The sequence below is a fragment of the Pseudobdellovibrionaceae bacterium genome, assembly GCA_023898385.1.
GTDB lineage: Bacteria > Bdellovibrionota > Bdellovibrionia > Bdellovibrionales > UBA1609.
The window spans coordinates 2,374,922-2,389,508 of the sequence record CP060220.1 but is presented as its reverse complement, the minus strand read 5'-3'; the positions used below and the strand labels follow the sequence as shown (position 1 = coordinate 2,389,508).

At 43.6% G+C, this 14,587-nt stretch carries 13 protein-coding genes and 1 pseudogene; 12 read left to right on the top strand and 2 right to left on the bottom strand.

The genetic code is table 11. The features are described from left to right. Positions 1-2 precede the first annotated feature (2 nt). The 5 genes from H6626_10870 to H6626_10850 all read left to right on the top strand — a co-directional run bounded on the left by H6626_10870 (position 3) and on the right by H6626_10850 (position 4,800). Entirely contained in the window at positions 3-848 is an 846-nt protein-coding gene (locus H6626_10870) for a hypothetical protein (protein ID USN46705.1), read from the top strand. 168 nt (positions 849-1,016) lie between these two features. Next, the gene (locus tag H6626_10865) at positions 1,017-1,379 is read left to right on the top strand and encodes a hypothetical protein (GenBank protein ID USN46704.1); all 363 of its coding nucleotides are present in this window, start codon (positions 1,017-1,019) and stop codon (positions 1,377-1,379) included. Between the two features lie 10 nt (positions 1,380-1,389). Continuing rightward, positions 1,390-2,835 (top strand): hypothetical protein, encoded by a 1,446-nt coding sequence (locus tag H6626_10860; protein USN46703.1) that lies wholly within the window; start codon positions 1,390-1,392, stop codon positions 2,833-2,835. Then, positions 2,828-3,667: a hypothetical protein gene (locus H6626_10855; GenBank protein ID USN46702.1), complete on the top strand. Its 840-nt coding sequence runs from the start codon at positions 2,828-2,830 to the stop codon at positions 3,665-3,667. Before H6626_10860 ends, H6626_10855 begins: the two co-directional genes overlap by 8 nt. After that, positions 3,631-4,800: a HAMP domain-containing histidine kinase gene (locus H6626_10850; protein USN46701.1), complete on the top strand. Its 1,170-nt coding sequence runs from the start codon at positions 3,631-3,633 to the stop codon at positions 4,798-4,800. The genes H6626_10855 and H6626_10850 overlap by 37 nt, the downstream gene beginning before the upstream one ends. 548 nt (positions 4,801-5,348) lie before the next feature. Here the strand turns inward: H6626_10850 and H6626_10845 are convergent. Next, a complete protein-coding gene (locus H6626_10845) occupies positions 5,349-6,794 on the bottom strand; it encodes a hypothetical protein (GenBank protein USN46700.1) in 1,446 nt (481 codons plus the stop codon). A gap of 1,088 nt (positions 6,795-7,882) precedes the next feature. On the opposite strand from H6626_10845, the gene H6626_10840 reads away from it, so the two are divergent. The 4 genes from H6626_10840 (at position 7,883) to H6626_10825 (ending at position 12,182) form a co-directional block, all read left to right on the top strand. Further along, positions 7,883-8,914, top strand: coding sequence for a radical SAM protein (locus H6626_10840; protein USN46699.1), 1,032 nt, complete (start codon positions 7,883-7,885; stop codon positions 8,912-8,914). Positions 8,915-8,935: 21 nt separating this feature from the next. Further along, on the top strand, positions 8,936-9,274 hold the full coding sequence (locus H6626_10835) for a hypothetical protein (protein ID USN46698.1): 339 nt from the start codon (positions 8,936-8,938) through the stop codon (positions 9,272-9,274). Between the two features lie 107 nt (positions 9,275-9,381). Then, positions 9,382-10,869: a hypothetical protein gene (locus H6626_10830; GenBank protein ID USN46697.1), complete on the top strand. Its 1,488-nt coding sequence runs from the start codon at positions 9,382-9,384 to the stop codon at positions 10,867-10,869. Between the two features lie 5 nt (positions 10,870-10,874). Next, positions 10,875-12,182, top strand: coding sequence for a HAMP domain-containing histidine kinase (locus H6626_10825; GenBank protein USN46696.1), 1,308 nt, complete (start codon positions 10,875-10,877; stop codon positions 12,180-12,182). A gap of 29 nt (positions 12,183-12,211) precedes the next feature. Here H6626_10825 and H6626_10820 read toward each other — a convergent pair whose 3' ends face one another. Continuing rightward, a complete protein-coding gene (locus H6626_10820) occupies positions 12,212-13,372 on the bottom strand; it encodes an ATP-binding protein (protein ID USN46695.1) in 1,161 nt (386 codons plus the stop codon). 185 nt (positions 13,373-13,557) lie between these two features. On the opposite strand from H6626_10820, the pseudogene H6626_10815 reads away from it, so the two are divergent. The 3 genes and pseudogenes from H6626_10815 to H6626_10805 all read left to right on the top strand — a co-directional run bounded on the left by H6626_10815 (position 13,558) and on the right by H6626_10805 (position 14,561). Further along, positions 13,558-13,686: pseudogene (locus H6626_10815) on the top strand (ribonuclease). Continuing rightward, complete coding sequence (locus H6626_10810) at positions 13,686-13,961, top strand: barstar family protein (GenBank protein USN49007.1); 276 nt, start codon at positions 13,686-13,688, stop codon at positions 13,959-13,961. Before H6626_10815 ends, H6626_10810 begins: the two are co-directional and overlap by 1 nt. A gap of 189 nt (positions 13,962-14,150) precedes the next feature. Next, on the top strand, positions 14,151-14,561 hold the full coding sequence (locus H6626_10805; protein ID USN46694.1) for a barstar family protein: 411 nt from the start codon (positions 14,151-14,153) through the stop codon (positions 14,559-14,561). Positions 14,562-14,587: the final 26 nt, after the last annotated feature.

Below are 14,587 nucleotides of genomic sequence, written 5' to 3'. Positions count from 1 at the left end.
TTATGAAAAAAATAATTTTGACTCTGTTTTTGGCAACTTCACTGAGTTTTTCAGGCACAACCGTTTTTGCCTCAGGCAGTAGCGGCGGTAAAGCCGCACTCAATGCCGCCGCACAAACAGCGGTACAGGCCTTTCTAATGGGTGCAGCAATGAACTCCAGTGCAGGCAGCATGTGGGGCTCCATGTGCGGCACAAAAACCCCATACCCCTGTGTGCTTGCTGCCATTAGTATCTCAGCAGCCATGGCCTTTCTTGGCGATGCGGGTGGTGCAAAAGACGCCGATGCGGCTTCGAGCTTTAACGTGGGATCCCTTTCAGATTATATGCAAAACCTGGGCGACCCATTGCTAGCCGACGAAATTAAAAAAATCGAAGGTGGCTCACTCGATCGAATGCGAGCTGACCTTGCAAAAAAAGGTGTTACCTTCGATGAAAAAACCGGCAAAGTGACCACGCCCAATGGCGTCTATGACGGCGCCGCACTGTCTAGCGGAGCCTCCATGGCTTCAGCCGGATTAATTGATGAAGCTCAAATCGAAGAAGTGGATCAAATGATGGCCAAGGTCAACGCCGCAGTAGCCGCAAAAAAATTTAGCACAGGCCCGCTCGTGGCCGGCGGCGGTGGTGGTGGCGGAGGCTATGGCAGCCGAAACCGCGGTCCCGCAAGTGTAGATAACCCATTTGGACAATTCGGATTAGGTCTAGCTGGCGCAAAAGGAAAACCCAAAGTGGCCGGCCTACAAAAGATGTTTAACGGCGAAGCCATCGGCGTTAAAGCCGACAACATCTTCGAAATGGTCCGCCGCAAATACACAGCAAAAAACAAGGAAAACTTTTTCGCCAAGTGAGATCTGGCTTCGTGGATTGAGATACGCGCTGTGACGGGTCTTGATCGGAAAGGTATTTCTGCGCGATCCGGATGCCGGACATTTTCATGAAATTAGTTCACCTACTGTCAAACGTCTGATCGTCTGAAAAAACCTTCATGGCAATTCTTTGGCGAAAATCGGCTCGTTATGATATTAATATCGCGTCTCAACGCATTGACATCTAGATCAATCAACCAAACAAATTTTACGAGGACATCAAATACGGACCCAGTAATTCTCGGTACAATCTTTGCCTCTACCTTTTCGTTGACATCCGCTGATGGTGAAATCTTCGTTGATCGTTTCAACGCCGAAGCCAACGGGATCAACTTCGAAGCTGTTGAGGCTATGTTTGAAGAACATATGAATATACACTTGGATTGGGGGGAAGTAATCCGTGTCTCACCAAACGAAGAGGGCCAGTCTTTTAATTTTGACACTTTTGATGGTCACAGTATTGATGTGGGAATATTGGCCTCGAGTCCTGCACCAAATAAAATTGAATGGTAGGGCTAGCTTAATGCAAAAAAAAGATCTGACATTTTACTATGATGGAATACGAGGACCAATCTCAACCTCGATATATGATGCCGAATATTATCAAAGCAATATCTTGCTGGCACCCATGATAGGCACACTTGTCGTCTACTTCAGCGATGAAAGGCCAACGCCATATGTGGCAGAGTCTTGGTCACAAAACGAATTGACATGGACCTTCAACATACGACCCGGTCTAACCTGCGAAAATGGTGAGCCAATAACGGCTGCTAGCTTTCGGGAGAGTTTGCTTAGATCCTTGAAGTGGTTGAGCCAGCACAGTGACCAACCCTTGTTTGAGAAGTTAGTTGGTTATGAGGATTTTATTAATAGTGGCAATGGGGACAAGTTGGGCTTGTTGGCTGAAGGCGAACAGCTTATCTTCAAGTTTCGTGAGCCATTTCGAAGCGGCTTTTTAGAGTATCTCAGCATGGCACCATTTGGTTATATTTGCCGCGAGAACTTCAACAGTGATCTTTCATGGAAAGACAAAACTAAGTTTGTATCTTCGGGCGGGTATGTTCTTGGTGACTACATACCTGGGGTTGAGTATGCCCTCAACAGAAGGGAGGACTACAGTCTCGTAGATCAGAATTCTCCAAAGCACGTAATTATCAAATCCGGGGGTGCAGAAAAGTTATCTTCTCAGCAAAAATCCACCATAGTAGAAACCACAAATAGTCAAAAAGTAGAAGTCGATGGATTTAATGTTATCAAACAAATTCCCATGGTCCTAGGGGTCGTCTGCCTTTCTGAGCAAGCGGGCAAATGGTTTGAAAGTCACAAATTGCGAAAAGCGTTTTCAAATGTTTACAAAGCCCACCTGCGATCGGCTGAATTCGACACATTCACCTCGCACAAAACTGAATTTTTCTTTTTTAACCAGGAAACGGAATTGTCACCGCTTGGCCTGATTGGCGAGGACGAAGATTTACCAGCACCACAGGAGCCCCTTATTATTCGGTCGGCGCCTTTGCCTCTGAGTGACCGAGTTCAGTTTGGCGAGGATATTCTAAAAAAGACACTCGATACACTCAAGTGGCCTTACAAGATTGATAATTCGGCGGTAGCGTCTGTCGAACAGATGAAAGATCTTTCGAGATACGATATTCGTCTTATAGGCGCCGAAGTAGGGAGCGGTTTTGAAGGTTGGGTAGTTGGAATGCTTTTCTGCTCAGAAATGGGTGCCAATTGGCCAGATCCTTCTGGTCGAGTTTGCCAGTTGGTAAGAGATTATGAAAAATCTTCGATGGACATCAAAGATGCCATCGACAGATTCAATACATATCTTCACGAAGACGCGGCACTTTTCCCTGTCTATCATAGAGGCGGCTATTATTTAGTGAGTGATGACATTGATATATCCAGCCTCAGTCCACTAATCACACGCATTCGTTTTGACGAGATAAGATTCAAAAATAATGATTGAATTAATGAGGCGGATCAATCCCGATTTCAAAGAGGTTCACCAATCTTCTATAGAATATGGGACGGGAGAAACGGCTTGGCAAGTGAACATCATAACTGAAAATGGCATGCCGATTTCCGGTGGGTTCGGTACGAATTTGGAACAGGCACGTAAAGTGGCTGCTGCAGAGTTTTTGGAGCGTTCCACGGTTCAGCGCTTAAAGGCCGACGAATCGTTGAAGAAAGAATGGCTACTTGATGTTTATCCAACGGCGTGCGGATTTGCGGCTGGGTTTGATAAAGAGTCGACGAAATTGAGGTCGATTATGGAGGGACTTGAAAGGTGGGTGGTCAGCAAGTGGATAGACGATAATTACCACATGAATGAGGAAGACTCGCCTCACCTTGAGTCTTTGGGTCAGTATTTTGTTAGCCAATTTGATGACTGCCGTTTTTTCTTCAAATCATTGCCTGTATTAATCGGCGACCGAATTGTGGTGGCCAGAGTGGCCGTAGTAGTCGCTTTTTCTGAAAGTGGAGCTTTCCCAGGCTATTCGGCAGGATTAGAGGGTGAGAATGTTTGGACGCATGCATTGCTTGAGGGGATGAGGCATCTTTTGATTGCCAGAAATAGTCCCCGCGTCGATAGGTTTCCCTACAACCGGATCTTTTATTTTTCTGACCACCGACAAAAAGTAGAAGCCATTTTGTCAAAGAATAGAAGGGAAAAATGGCCGACGCCCCAACCGCTTTTTTTTCATAGTGAAACTTTTGATGGTTTCTATATGTCCCGTACAATTTTTAAAGGGTGGAAGTCATGGCACGACGGACCTATCGATCGATTCTTGTACTGAGATTTTTGCGAACTTTTTGGGCGCCGATTTTAGCGGCGTTCATTGGTATTGTGTCTGTTGAGATTGCCTTTTTCTACTTCAATGATCAGTACGAGGAGTCCGTTTGGAAGAGCGTTAAAGTTCTACTCCGGGATGAAGTGGAGATGACCAACTCCTATCAACTATCCCGAACGCTGAGTGATATGGAAAAAGAAGATTGGATAACCTGTGTATCGTTGAAAGAAGTGGTCCCCTATCAAAGGGTCTATTACGAAACTACGTATAAAGACCAGTGCACAAGTGGCAGAAAGCAAAGCGGCACTCTTCAAAGTATAAACGGCACAAAGTGGCAACTTGAATTTGTCCCTCAAAAAAACATTTGGTTGGCGGCCAGCCACAACCTAATGAGGGTTGTTCTTGCGGGCGTGATCTTGGTGCTCACAATGCACTATCATAGGAAAAATAAAAAAATTGAGCTTGAGAAAAAGGCAGGAGAACTAGAAAAACAGTTTCTTTTAGATCTGACCAGTCAAACACGCCACGATGTGGCTTCTCCTTTGACTGCCATCAAAACGGTTTCGCAAGTGGCAAACATAGATGAGAAGTTCAAAGATCTTTTAGATCAGGCATTGAAGCGAGTTGAATCTATTTTTCAGGATTTGAGCCGGGCAACACGGGGTGCTAACGATGTAAGGCAAAATGGGCAGGCCTTTTGTTTAAGGGAGTTGATGGCTGAAATACAAAGCGAGAAAGAGAGTTCTTGGCAGTTTAAGGTGAATTTTGTGGCCGAAGGGCCAGCTCTTAAGGTGTGTGGTAATAAAATGGAGTTTTCACGCGTAATATCAAATCTCTTAAACAATGCTATGGATGCAATGCTCGACGTCGATCAAAAAATCATTAGATGGACGCTTTCGGAACAGTCGTCAAAAGCCATTCTTGTTATTCAAGACTGTGGCAGGGGCATGCCGCCAGATATTATGCGGAAGGCTGGGCAGAAAGGATTTTCATACGGTAAAGAGAATATCAGCTCGTCAGGCTCTGGCCTTGGCTTGTATCACTCAATTCAAACGGTAAACGCCATGCGAGGGACTTTTGAGCTTGAAAGTGACATCGGCGTTGGTACGCGAATTACAATCACATTGCCTTTGGCTTAATTCAGTTGCTTGGTCCGGGATCAATAGACTCCTGCCGAGCCATTAAGAAAGGGCCATGTTGTTTTGCCGGATTGGCGTGGCCCCCTGAGGGTAACCACGGGGTATTGTTGCAAGGCCCGTTCAACTACAGTTTTCAAACTTCTTTGAATCATTACCTATCTCATGCCAGCAGTTGCCACTGGCTTCAATTTAAAATATGACTTTAAATTGACCCCAGAGTAGTGTAAGTCTTTGTTTTTACGCTGAAATTACAAATATGAGTGGTCTGATTTTCGCACTTTTGTCCAGCGCCTACGCACAGTCGCCGTCGGTGGTTTAGGTTTTGTTTGAGGATGGGGTAAGGCTCTTTTTTATCCGTACAACAAACAACTGGGAGGCTTCACCCCGGTTAGTGGCGGAATGCAATGTTTCTTCCCAATAAAGAGACGGTTTGTAAATAGCCAGAAGTTCGCATCTTAGTTAGATTTTGCACGAAAGTGGACATTGCATTATGGCCCCCAACAGGATCAGTCCTCTTGCTATAAAATTTCTTGAGGATTTACGCAGGGTCAATCTATCGAACGAATCTGAGTGAAATAATTGTTGGCATAAAAACGTGATAGTGTGAATTTCACCGGCAGCCGAGAAACTGCTATATATGAATCCATAAACACGGGCACAATTCGAGCATCCCTCAGCGCCTTAAAGTGCAATTGATTTATCGCTCTCATTCTCTCGGCCTCATCATCAATTTTCCAATAATTACTGAGCCAGTCTTGACCAGTTTTTTTGTCAGCAAATGTTTCAACTGAAATGTTATAACTCAAAAGAGGTAGGTCAGCTGAATAGCCCGAGTCAGTTAGACCGTAATATAGGTGGGGCTGACGGCTCTGCGCCATGACCCAAGGCGGTCCATCAGGCTCTTCGATATGTAAAAATGCGGCGTCTTTAAACATTTCTCTAAACTTGTCCACACTGTGTTTAGGTACAATCAACCTTACTCTGAGCTTGTTGAGATCAACCTCTTTTGCCGTATCCTTAATCTCGTTCAAGCTGTCATTCTGTTCTTCAGTAATTCGGCCCGGTCCATCAGCGGGGAAAAATTCATGGGTGGGTGTAATCTCATTTTCATGGTTTGCCGCTAGCAGTCGTCGACGCAAGAACAAACCGAGAGCATGGCGTTCGGCCGAATTAAGTTCTTCCATGCCCGGCGCTAAAAAGTGAAAGTAATGGAGGTGCATGGGGAGAGTGACATGAGTAAAAACTTTTCCCGAATTTTGAAACTCTTGGATTTCTTTCCGTCCTACGCCTCCGATTGTCGTAATAAAGTCCACTCGGCCTGCTTTGAATTCACTAATTGCATGGTCGTTGCGCAAAGAAACGATTTCAAGTTCTTTGAAGTTTGATTGGGATGCTAGTGGATGTCGAGAATTCAGTGAAAGTAATGCGGTCGATGAATTAGCATTAGTCAAATAGTATGGACCTGATGTATTTCGCCAATCGATTTTCAGCAGACTTGGATTGTCTAAATCCAAGTCACTCTTCCTCAAAATAGAGTAATCCACTGCGCCGATTAATGGGAGAATATGTTGGCGAAAAACCGGCTGAGCAGGCACGATTCGTAACGTATTACCACTCCAACTGAGGCCCTCACATGGGTCCGTCAAACGAGTTATTTTTGTATCGGGACAGATAAACTGCTTAAGGCTACCATGGGTGTTCTTGTCCAAGGCGACAATCCTTTTCAAGCTGTAGTAAGCATCCTCCGCGCCAATTGAGTACCCATCGGCAGTGGTAATGGGTTCGATGGTGAAAGAGTAACCCTCACCGTCCCAGTAAAAGTCCGTAGCTAGTTCACCTTGAATTTGGCCGTTATTACTGAATGTAACCAGCTTGGAGAAAACGTTTTGAGAAATGATAGCCGGCCCCGCGGCCTGAATGGAGTGAGGGTCTATTGCGTTCACTTGACTCCATATTGGAAAGGCAACTCTCAGACGATCATTTCTAATGGACATTTTCGAAACTCCTTTTAGAGTGAGAACGCTCTTACAGCTCGAAGCCAGAGACGTTCCGGCCCCCAGACCGAGAATAATGCCCCGTGGCCGATTGGGAATAATGTCTTGCCTGAATTTGTGATTTAGCTTGGGCTGACAGAGAAGCTATAAAAGAAATAATGGCCACAATTTTTCTAGTATTTATAAACGTCCTTTGTTTCTTCAGACAATCCTACAACTTTCGTGCCAGTAGAGTTGTTTCTAGAATACACCAGCCAAAATATACCGAACGTAACCCAGATCGCTGGACATTTGGTAGGAAAGGGAATTTCTATCCCGCCCTCGGTAACTAAATTCGCAAAGCCCTATGATACAGCCAGAGAGGCAAGTATTGTTGAGATATCTTCGCTATCGGAAATCAAGTCTTTTAAAGAGTACCCGAATGAATTTACTAAGAGATACAGAGCGACAAACTAATAGAATTGTATAAAAAATCTGATTTTTTTGCCGATCAGGAAGCCTCAAGTGTAATTCAATATGACCTAGTCTAGAAGACTTTTTTTAATGATGGCGTCGTCAAGACTCTCAACAAAATAGAATCACTAGTTTTGGTTCAGGATTGGCTATAATTCAAAAACTATACGGCGTTACCACACTCACATCCTCATCCTGAAAATAGCCATACAGGGTCACAGGTATTTGAATCGACATGTGGTATACATTGGCCTTGGGGTCGTACATCGCTTCACCTGACTCAGGATTTGTGGCTCACAGAATCTTTGGCCAGCCGCCTGGGTGCTGAAAGAATTGCAAATTTCCGTCGCTGGATAAGACACACATCCGGTTCGGCGGACGCCACGTGCCAAAAAATGGCCGTCCTTTATGACAAATTAGCGCAGCCTGATGCCTCATGGCCAGCAAAAGGCCAACTATTTTGCAGCAATCTATTCTGGTTTTAGGGATTTTTCCTTATTTGGTGAGATCTCAATTTCCGAAAATCGGACACTAGATCAATCGGCATTCAAGTTGCATATATCGCCACCTGAAACCCAGATTCAATAGGAACAAGTACTTTGATTTCCATAAGTCAGCACAAGCAAAAAAGTAAAATGAGCGACTATATTTCGAAAAAGATAATAGATTGGATCAGTATTGGACATACTTTGCCTTTGCAGATTGACCTGACTAATGCTTGTAATTTGAGCTGCAGTCATTGTTACCACTCTCACCACAAGAACGTGGGGGCATTAGGGGCCGTAGAATGGTGTCAAATTATTGATGACTATGTAGGGTTAATTGATGAAATAGGCTATGCACCAGAATTAATAATCGGTGGCGGCGAACCTTTTGCGAGCACAAATTTTGAGCTCGTACTGAGTTATGCCAGCTCGTTGCGAAAAGACTGGCGTTTAATAATTTTAACTAATGGCACTCTTGTAGAGAGGGCGAACCTTGAATTATTGAAGAAATTTTCAACTATTCGTTTTCAGGTTAGTTTAGATGGACCAGACGCTACTCGACATGACTCGATTAGGGGGCGGGGTTCATTTGAAAAGGCAATGAGGGGCATTAGTATTTTGCGTCAAAATAAGATTGAGGTACACACCCTAACGGTTTTATCTAAGCGCACGAGCAAATGGATTGGCGAATTCTTTGCGCTGGGCCGAACCTTAAACCTGAAATCAGTAGAATTCGCACGGCTTGTCGAGGTAGGTCAGGCAAAAGAGTCAAAAATTAATCAAATTGATCAGGCACTGGATTCGAAAGAATTGCGACAGGCTTACAAAGATATTTTAAACTCCTCCTATAAATATCGGGTGCCGACGGAAACCCGCAAACCCTTGTTTGCACTTATTGATCCGCGGCTAGGGGCGAGTGGCAGGTTTTGGGAATCTATTGTTGTTGACTACCAGGGCTATGTATTGATGTCGAGTCGATCAAGACTGCGGCTTGGACATGCCTTAAAAGATGGAATTCGCGATACATTTTTAAACCATCCCACATTAAAAAATCTTAGAAATAACAAGATTGAGGGTTGTGATAATTGTATTTTTTTGAAGAGGTGTGGCGGTGATCGAAACGCCGCGTTCGCATATAATGGAGATCCACTTGGAAAAGATCCTGGGTGTTGGATGTTGTAGAAAAATCGTTATGGAGGAATTATGAATTTATTTAGTCGTAGTATTTTAATAGTGCTGTCGATGCTGCCAGTGAGTGTGGTGTCAATAGCTGCCAAGGCTAAGCTTACAGAAATTGATCACTATGAGAATACTAGGTTTAGTGGTTCTAAAGAGGCGCGACACGCCCGGCGTCTTTTGTGGGAACCAGGCCATACAAACATGTCTTTTGAAGATATGTATGAAAATCTTCGCCAAAGGGCCGGCATTGTTGATGAGATCGAGTTGGAATCTGAATTTTTTCGCAATTTAGAAATACTTATTCAAGAAGAAATTATCCAGGTCTCTGGAATGGGTGCTTCATCAGCACCTAGTGCCTGGTGATTTTGGCATGTAAAGAAATGAAGAGCGTTTCAAAATGGATTTATACGAGGAGACATTTTCTAATGGTGGGTGGTCTATGTGCAATGATTATTGGTGGACATATGGTTATGAAAAAACCAGCGATTGATCCCATAAGAGTGGGATACAGCTCGCATTGGAAAACCATTCATCCTGGGCTACAACACACAGCCGTTGGTGATATGGTATTGAGCAATCAGTTTGATGCACTGGTTGGAGTTGATGAAAATGGGTTTCCGATGCCCCTCGGTGCCACATCTTGGAGGGTGTCTCAAAATCTGAAAGTATATTCATTTGAAATAGACACAAAAAAACGTTTCTCGGATGGATCTTATTTGTCATCGCACGACTACAAAAAGTCATGGCTTGAGGGACTAACTTTAGTGCCAAAATCTTCCAACAGCAGCTTAGCGGATGTACTTTCCGAAGTGGAAGGCTACGAGCAATTCGCAAACACGGGTGATATAAGCGGAATAGAGACGCCTGATGAAAAAACTTTGGTAGTTCGGTTTAAACGACCGTTTAGGACGGCTTTGGACTACCTATCGGGCAATCGATATGCAGCCCATAAAACAGATAAAGAGGGTGTCTTCCATGGGACTGGTAAATATATGCTGCGGCAAATAGATGAAAATCGTTTGTTGTTAGTAAAGAACGGGTTTGCTGAAAACACAAAAAATCTTGGGCCTGCCGAGGCGGTGTCTTTGGGCACAAGGGATGGCTTGAGCGAATTGTTAAACGACAATATCGACGTATTTGCCACAGGAAGGGGCGCTCATATTAATGTGGAGAACTTGAAGAGACGGGGGTTGGGTGTTCTTCCGGGACAAGATGCAATTCATGAAATTTTAGCACTGAATGAGCTTAGCGGTCGATTTTTTTCTGATCGAAGGTTGCGTCAAGCATTCCAGTATTTAATCTTCAATAAGATCAGATCATTTGTGGAAATGTCGTCAATAGAAGTGCCGGTCCCCATGACAACGGACCTGTTTAGATTGGATCCTCAACCATTTTTACCTCTCCAGAAGGGGCGTCTCGACGACGACATTGCTAATAGACTTATTGAAAAAGGGAAAGAGTCAGTTGAATACTTTTATGAGCAGGTGAGTAAGAATCCCCTAATAGTATATGCTTCAGAGACGGAGACTTGGATTGTCGCTTTGCTGAAGCAACTAAATATACCGATTTCCGATCGGTCAAAGGTCATTGAGCCCGGCGAGCGGTTTAAATATTATTATAAGGTTTTTGAGCCGGATTTGATGGTGGCAGGGTTTAGCGTAACAAACGGAGACCCAGATGGTATTTATCACAATCTTGGCACGAATGGGGCTATTGTGATGCCTATGACCTACAATCGTCGGCTTGGCGAGCTGTTAGAAGAGGGTAGATCGCTGACTGACCTGAGCGAAATCGATAATTTCTACAAAGGTTTTTCTGAAGCGACTTTAGAGGAGGTGCCATTTGTGCATCTTGGGTTTAGCAAGCTGGTGGCCATTTATCGGAAAGATAAAATTGGTGTCAGCGCAAATCATCGCACGCGAAATGAAGGGCACCTGGATTTTTTTCAAAGGAAGTAAAATTTATGAAGCTAAGTGTGTGGGCTAAGAAGCGCATACATCGACCGCTGACATTCTTAAGTACACTTATAGTTATTACGTCGATAGCACTGCTTGTAGATGCTATTTATGCTAAGAGAGTTGATCAGATCGAGCAGACAAGCAGATTGGCGGCTATTCTACAGCGGGCGGTGATATCGAAAGATCGACAATTGATTGATTCAGTCATGTCCATTGCTCACAGTACACTGGGTGCCTCGGGAGCCGCTATATGTAGCGGTGGCAATATTCTCGTTAGCTCAGGGTTGACGGATGGTCTTTGTAACAATAGCGATCAATTTCATTGGCCACAAGTTGTAACACGTCCTATAGGTGGGTTAGAGAGCTTTGATCTGGCCTTAAACATACCTTTTTTGGCGGCCGAGACTTTTGCAAAGGTCGCTGTATTAGCGACAATATTCCTCGCATCGGGTTTGTATGTAACTCGTCGAATTAGCCGGCTAATGATTATCGAGTTGGTAGAGCCGATCAGTCATGGCCTGCTAAACAATGGTGATGTAAAAATTGATGAATTGCGCGAGCTAGTGATAAAAAGAAATGAGTTTGAGCGTATGGAGCGTGAGAATGCGCTGGGCAGGCTGGCCGTTCAGGTCGCCCACGACATTCGGTCACCCCTATCAGTACTGCAAATAGTTTCGAGTAAAGCCCAGGGATTGCCTGAAGATCATATTAAATTAGTTAGATTATCAATTTCTCGAATCAATGAGATTGCTGAAAGTCTTCTTGAAACGCGGAGAAACCTTAAAAAATCAAACATTCTGGCGAAGTCGAACGTTAACACAACGATTGTAGATCTGGGCAAAACAATCGATGAAGTAGTACAAGAAAAGCAGATAGAGTGTGGCCATCTCAAAGGGGTAGAAATTTGCTTTAGAAAATCCAATAAATCGTACGGATTGATAGCCAAAGCCGACAAAGGGCATCTGAAAACTATGCTGTCTAATCTGATTAATAATTCTTTAGATGCGATTAGCCCGTCGTGTGGAAAAATCGAAGTAACTCTTGAAAGTCAAACGAATAGGGCAATTATTGTGGTTTCCGATAACGGCAAAGGAATACCAGAAAAAGTACTATCGAAATTGCTTACAAATGAAATTTCTTATGGCAAGAAGGCAGGAAATGGTATCGGATTGTCGACCCTGAAAAATAATTTGGATTCATGGGGTGGAAGTGTTTCAATTAATTCCACTGAAGGCATGGGTACAACGGTAACAATAGAACTTGTTCTAACCGACCACAATCCTGAAATAGCCAACGAAATACATTGCGGTTAGAACTCTACGCCTGGTAGTGGCGATCTCTGCTAAAGGGCCAAATCTGTCCAATTCTGGATCTTGTAGCCTTGGTAGTCAAAACTCTTATCCACACAACAATACACGCTGCCTAAAGGTGTTACTTTGTTTTTCTGGAGAGAGTTAAAATGATTGAGATGATCGATAAAGCTTGGCTGAAAAGTTTGGGCCATTTTTATTTCTATGGGGTAAAGAGTAGTACTGTCGTCTCGCAGGAGATCGACCTCATGACCCTTTTGATCCCGCCAAAAATAATACCTTGGCTCTCTGCCTAAGTGGTGTTCCCTCTTTATCAGCTCAGCAACAACGAAGTTTTCGAAAATTAACCCTCGCAATGGGTGAACCTCTAACTGCTTGGCCTCAATGATTCCTAGAAGGTAGCAAAGCAAACCCGTGTCATAAAAATATAGTTTAGGGGTTTTAACTATTCTTTTGTTGAAATTTATAAAATGAGGCTGAAGGGTGAATGCAATAAAAGTTGTTTTCATTGCAGACAACCAAGACTCTGCAGTGGGTTGAGTTACACCAGCTTCATTTCCCAATGAATTCAAATTTAAGAGTTGTCCAATCCGCCCGGCTGAAAGACGCATGAACAACTCAAACTTGTCGAGATCCATTATTTTGACGATCGACCGAATATCTCGCTCCACATAAAGACGAAAATACTCTTTGTGCCACTCCGTGGGTGATAGCGACTTGTCCCAAATCCTTGGGTAGCCTCCTCTGAAGAGAACATCATGAATGGTAAGGTTTTCGCTTTTGATCTGATTGAAAATCTCACTGAGGGAGAACGGCAGCAACTCAAACACCCTAGTGCGTCCAGCAAGAGATTGACTCACGGCCTCCATAAGCAGCAGTTGGCGGGAGCCTGTGAGGACAAATTTTCGGTGATTGTCAGGCGAGTCAACAATGCCCTGGATATAAGAAGTCAAATCTGGAGTTCTTTGAATTTCGTCGAGAATCACTGACGTTTTGACTTGATCGAGGAATGCCCTAGGATCTGTTTGCGCCCGCTGACGAACATCCGGATCTTCAAGGGAATAGTACTCGAAATTTGGAAACATGGACCGCGCCAAAGTTGTTTTGCCGGATTGACGTGGCCCCGTGAGGGTAACCACGGGGTATTGTTGCAGGGCTCGCTCAACGACAGTTTTCAAACTTCTTTGAATCATTATCTATCTCATGCCAGCAGTTGCCACTGGTGGCAATTTAAAATGTAATTTTAAATTGACACCAGAGTAGTGTAAGCCTTTGTTTTTACGCTGAAATTACAAATATGAGTGGTCTGATTTTCGCACTTTTGTCCAGCACCTATGCACAGTCGCCGTCGGTGGTTTAGGTTTTGTTTTAGGATGGGAGGCAATACTTTAAGGTCGATTTAGGGTATGAAGGAGGAAAAAGAGGTGCTTCCAGAATGGTTAATTCAAATGACGGTAAAATGTTGCTAGCTAACGACCACTACGAAAACTTTATTGAGGTGAAATGATGAAATCTATCACGATAGACTGCTCTAAAGTTAAAAATGAAAACGATTTCCACGAAGTTTTTGCCACCTTAGATATTACGCCAAATTATTATGGTAAGAATCTGAATGCTTTGTGGGATGTTTTAACTACGGACATAGAAGGTCCAGTGATGTTTATGTTTGAGAACCATAAGGAATTTGAACTAGCAAACACTAGCGATTACGAAAAGATTATTAGTTTATTTAAAGAGGCCCAATCGGAGAGGCCTACTGAGCTTTCAATCAATCTCTCTTAAAGCATTAATGGGGGATAGTCAGGCTTTAGAATTTGTCAGTAAATTGGAGCCACATGGGCTAACAAGGGACTTAAAGGGCTGGACGTCGCTTGATTTGGTCCCTGGAAATGGTAACGTAACTCCACTTCGATTTCTTTGCAAAAAACAGTCAGACGGGGAAATCCGTTGGATAATAAAGGACACTCACCAATGAAAAAGAAATATCAATTAGAAGGTGGTAAAATTCAGAGCCTAGAGGACTTTTTTTCGGTTTTCGGTGAGATGGTAAACGGGACTGGTGGGTATTTTGGCAAAGATTTGGATTCATTCGATGACTGTTTGTTTGGTGGATATGGGCTTGACGGTACTAGTGAAATCGAATGGAAAAATCACAAGGAGTCAGCTAAAAAATTAGGCTATCAAGAATTAGCCAGTTGGTGTAGAAACCGCATCAAAAGTGGCGATTACCTTGACCTTGATGGATTGGATTCTCTAAACCAAACCTTAGAAAATGCTGAAAAAAGAGTGGGACCGACATTGTTCGACAAAATAGTCGAGACTATTAATTCTGTGGATGAGCGCTCAAAAGGGAAACACAAGATTACACTTGTAATGTCCTAACTCAGTTCAATCTTCAACCCGTATGC

What these genes read in the sequence shown, in the direction of transcription:
- H6626_10810 (USN49007.1), top strand. Translation starts at nt 13,686, where the DNA reads ATGAAATCTATCACGATAGACTGCTCTAAAGTTAAAAATGAAAACGAT.
- H6626_10825 (USN46696.1), top strand. Translation starts at nt 10,875, where the DNA reads ATGAAGCTAAGTGTGTGGGCTAAGAAGCGCATACATCGACCGCTGACA.
- H6626_10850 (USN46701.1), top strand. Translation starts at nt 3,631, where the DNA reads ATGGCACGACGGACCTATCGATCGATTCTTGTACTGAGATTTTTGCGA.
- H6626_10830 (USN46697.1), top strand. Translation starts at nt 9,382, where the DNA reads ATGAAAAAACCAGCGATTGATCCCATAAGAGTGGGATACAGCTCGCAT.
- H6626_10820 (USN46695.1), bottom strand. Translation starts at nt 13,372, where the DNA reads ATGATTCAAAGAAGTTTGAAAACTGTCGTTGAGCGAGCCCTGCAACAA.
- H6626_10805 (USN46694.1), top strand. Translation starts at nt 14,151, where the DNA reads ATGAAAAAGAAATATCAATTAGAAGGTGGTAAAATTCAGAGCCTAGAG.
- H6626_10835 (USN46698.1), top strand. Translation starts at nt 8,936, where the DNA reads ATGAATTTATTTAGTCGTAGTATTTTAATAGTGCTGTCGATGCTGCCA.
- H6626_10860 (USN46703.1), top strand. Translation starts at nt 1,390, where the DNA reads ATGCAAAAAAAAGATCTGACATTTTACTATGATGGAATACGAGGACCA.
- H6626_10855 (USN46702.1), top strand. Translation starts at nt 2,828, where the DNA reads ATGATTGAATTAATGAGGCGGATCAATCCCGATTTCAAAGAGGTTCAC.
- H6626_10865 (USN46704.1), top strand. Translation starts at nt 1,017, where the DNA reads ATGATATTAATATCGCGTCTCAACGCATTGACATCTAGATCAATCAAC.
- H6626_10870 (USN46705.1), top strand. Translation starts at nt 3, where the DNA reads ATGAAAAAAATAATTTTGACTCTGTTTTTGGCAACTTCACTGAGTTTT.
- H6626_10840 (USN46699.1), top strand. Translation starts at nt 7,883, where the DNA reads ATGAGCGACTATATTTCGAAAAAGATAATAGATTGGATCAGTATTGGA.
- H6626_10845 (USN46700.1), bottom strand. Translation starts at nt 6,794, where the DNA reads ATGTCCATTAGAAATGATCGTCTGAGAGTTGCCTTTCCAATATGGAGT.